This window comes from Propionibacterium sp. (genome assembly GCF_047719395.1).
GTDB lineage: Bacteria > Actinomycetota > Actinomycetes > Propionibacteriales > Propionibacteriaceae > Propionibacterium.
In genome coordinates, this window is sequence record NZ_JBDNTB010000001.1 from 1 (window position 1) to 2,890 (window position 2,890).

The window sequence follows — 2,890 nt, forward strand, 5'->3', positions numbered from 1 at the left end:
AATGCACCCGCGCAGACCGCGCACGCGCCGCCTCATCAAAACACGGATGATCAGTCATCAGCAGTCCACGCGGCGTCCTGGGCGCGGTCTTCTCACCGTTTGCCGAATCGCTGTCAGGCACGAGGGTCATGACTGGCTTCTCCGCCACTGCAACCCCGGCCTCGGCCCCCTCCGCATCGGCAGAATCGGCCTTGCCGGCACTGCCTTCAATGACTGCGGCCCCGGCCTTGTGGTCTTCAGCAGCGCCGGCCTCGGCCTTGCGTGCCCTGGCAGCCTCGGCCTTGCGCACCTGGGGCATCAGCAGCAGAGCGACATCTTCTTCTCCCCCGCCACCGCACCCGCCGCCGCAACCCCCTGAGGATGCACGGTCGTAGCTCTTGTCGATGACGAAGCGCCCGTCCCGCCGCTCAGCGGTCGGAGACACGTGGACCCGGATGAAATCGGACTGCGACTCGACGAGAGAGCGCAGGCCCAATTCGGGAAGTTCGTATTCGAACCACTTCGGCACGTGGTCGCAGATGATGTCGAGACGTTCGAAATGTGCGTCGGTGAAGAATGGCAGCAGCACACGACGGGAATTGTGCACGCCCTTCAGCTTCATCGCCTCGCGCAGGTCGATGCGATAGTGGCCGGTGTGCCCGGGAACGGGCTCGATGGCAGCGGCTAATTCCTTCTCCTCGTCCTCCTTGGCGGCTTCCTCCGCAGCGGACTTGGCATAGAAGTCCACGATCTGATCGATGAACTTGTCGGGTGTGCCGCGCACCGCCCACAGCGCCACGCCCAGAGAGCCGAAAATCACCCGGAAATATCCGTTTCCCGCGCCGGCGGCCACGATCTTGCAGTCACCGAGCCATTCCGCAATGGTTTCCAAATAGGCGCGGACGTCGAACATGTTGGCGCATCCCGCACAGGAATAACTCATCTGCCTGGAGCAGATCCACTCGTCACCGGCACGCTCGTAGACCCTCAGCAGACCGGGACCTTGCGGGCGGGTGACTTTCCCCGACTTCTCGTCAACCAGTGCAGCGACCTTCAACATGTCCACTCCTTGTCGTCCGGCAAGTTTGAATATGGCCAGATCTGATGTCGATTGCCCGCGGCCTATGCGCATCCGAGATCACACGAATCGCAACCCAGATCACACGCGCTGAGCCCATCGGTGGAGATATCGGGCATCACGAGGAAGCGATTCTCACTGATGGAAAAACTGGCCTTCTCCTCACCGTTGTCGAAAGTCACGGTGTCCGGCCCGAAATCGATGGAGATCGACAATTTCACCGGCTTGTCCTCCCCCAGCGCCATCCGGGTGAGCGAAGAAATCCGCTTCCGCCCGATCGTCGGGCCGGCGATGATCACGTCGCCAGCCGTCGCCAGATGGGCGAGATGACCCTCATGGTCGAAGCGCACCGAATTCTCGTCGGCGTCGATGGTGACGGCTTCCACATCGAAGGCCTGCACGATTCCGACCGGGGTTTTCATGATGATGGGCACAGCGGGTTCGAAGGAGCGGAGCCGCCCATCCTCGAAGAGCCGAATTCCGGTGCGCGCGGGATATTTGCCCGTCGGCGTATCCAGTTGGACGATCTCGTCGGGCCACCAGATGAGGCTCTTGACCGCCCCGCTGTGGAAGAAGCGCACCCCGATCGTCTTCGCTGTGATGGTGTCGAAGGAGAACTCGAAGGAATAGCTCTCGGCGAGCCTCTCCTCGTCCTTCTCGGACCAGGTGAATCCGATCTGGCCGTTCAGCGGGAAGACACTGTCCATCGTGCCGTCCTCGTAGAAGGTCACCAATTCGGCAGGGAATTCCCCGATCGGCGTGGACACCTCGGTCTGCTTGTCCAGGCTGATGCTGCGGATGGCACCGGACTCGTAGTAGGAAATCGACTTGAGGTCCTTGGAGCGCTCGTCGGGGGAAGAGAAATGCGGCACCAGGTCACCCACCGAGGTGTGGATCACATTGCGTTCATTGAGGCTGCACTCGCGCAGCAAGCCATTGTCGTATTCGGTGTGACTCGTGATTCCCACGAGTTCGGGAATGGGAGTGATCGTCGACATGTCGGATTCGCTTTCTGCCGTTCAGGCCTGCGGCTCGAAGATGTCTGCCTGATCGGCGCGGTTCTGTTTGGCGGTGATCTGCGTGGGAGAGATTTTGAAGACTGCCACCGGACGGTTGTCCATTCCGGAGCGATAGTTTTCGACGAGTTTTCCGGTCAACCGGTTGTTGTACTGCCCCGGCAGGAATTTCTCCACCAGCAGCTGCAGGATTTCGGCGGATTCTGCGGGATCGCTGATCTCCTCGGCGTCGCCGAAGACCAGCACGCTGGTGTAGGCAGTGTCTGCGTGGCAGGGCATCGGATCGGTCACCGTGCCGTCTTCATGGAAGACCGTGAAGCAGGCTCGCGGGCCACCACGCAGCACATCCACCTTGCGGCCGGAACCCATGCCGTGGAAGTAGATGGCGCCCCGGTGCCACAAGAAATTCACGGGGACGGCATAAGGGCCATCGGGTGTTTCGAGCCCGAGGACGCCTATGCGTTGGGACTCGAGAAAAGATCCAATGGCCGCCTGGTCGTCGCACACTCGTTGCGTATAAGCGATCTGGGTCATTGATCTTCCTCAAAAGATGTGGATGGGTATCTTTGTGAACTCTGAAATGGCCTTTGCGAAAAGCTGCGGCAGTCGATCCTGTACCGGCGGAAATGCCCCCATCCCATAGTTGTGAACAGATGGGTCCTGGTCAGCGGGCATCCCGATCAACAGCGCTTTCAGCGGGGATCTCTGCCGTCCTGCTCAGTGTGGGGGGGGGGGGGGGGCCCCCCCCCCCCCCCCCCCGCCGCCCCCCCCCCCCCCCCGCCGCGCGGGGGGCGGGGGGGGGGGGGGGGCGGACCGG

Annotated in this window: 3 protein-coding genes; all 3 read right to left on the reverse strand. The window is 62.0% G+C overall.

Translation table 11 applies throughout. From position 1 onward, the window contains the following. Nucleotides 1-1,039: Fe-only nitrogenase accessory AnfO family protein (locus ABF648_RS00005; RefSeq protein WP_415630239.1), on the reverse strand; the 1,039-nt coding region annotated here is incomplete at its 3' end. Between the two features lie 62 nt (nucleotides 1,040-1,101). Then, nucleotides 1,102-2,055 carry a hypothetical protein gene (locus tag ABF648_RS00010; protein ID WP_415630240.1) on the reverse strand — a complete coding sequence of 318 codons (954 nt, stop codon included), beginning with the start codon at nucleotides 2,053-2,055 and terminating at the stop codon, nucleotides 1,102-1,104. 21 nt (nucleotides 2,056-2,076) lie between these two features. Further along, nucleotides 2,077-2,607 (reverse strand): pyridoxamine 5'-phosphate oxidase family protein, encoded by a 531-nt coding sequence (locus tag ABF648_RS00015; protein WP_415630241.1) that lies wholly within the window; start codon nucleotides 2,605-2,607, stop codon nucleotides 2,077-2,079. Between the last annotated feature and the right edge of the window lie 283 nt (nucleotides 2,608-2,890).

What these genes read in the sequence shown, in the direction of transcription:
- ABF648_RS00015 (WP_415630241.1), bottom strand. Translation starts at nt 2,607, where the DNA reads ATGACCCAGATCGCTTATACGCAACGAGTGTGCGACGACCAGGCGGCC.
- ABF648_RS00010 (WP_415630240.1), bottom strand. Translation starts at nt 2,055, where the DNA reads ATGTCGACGATCACTCCCATTCCCGAACTCGTGGGAATCACGAGTCAC.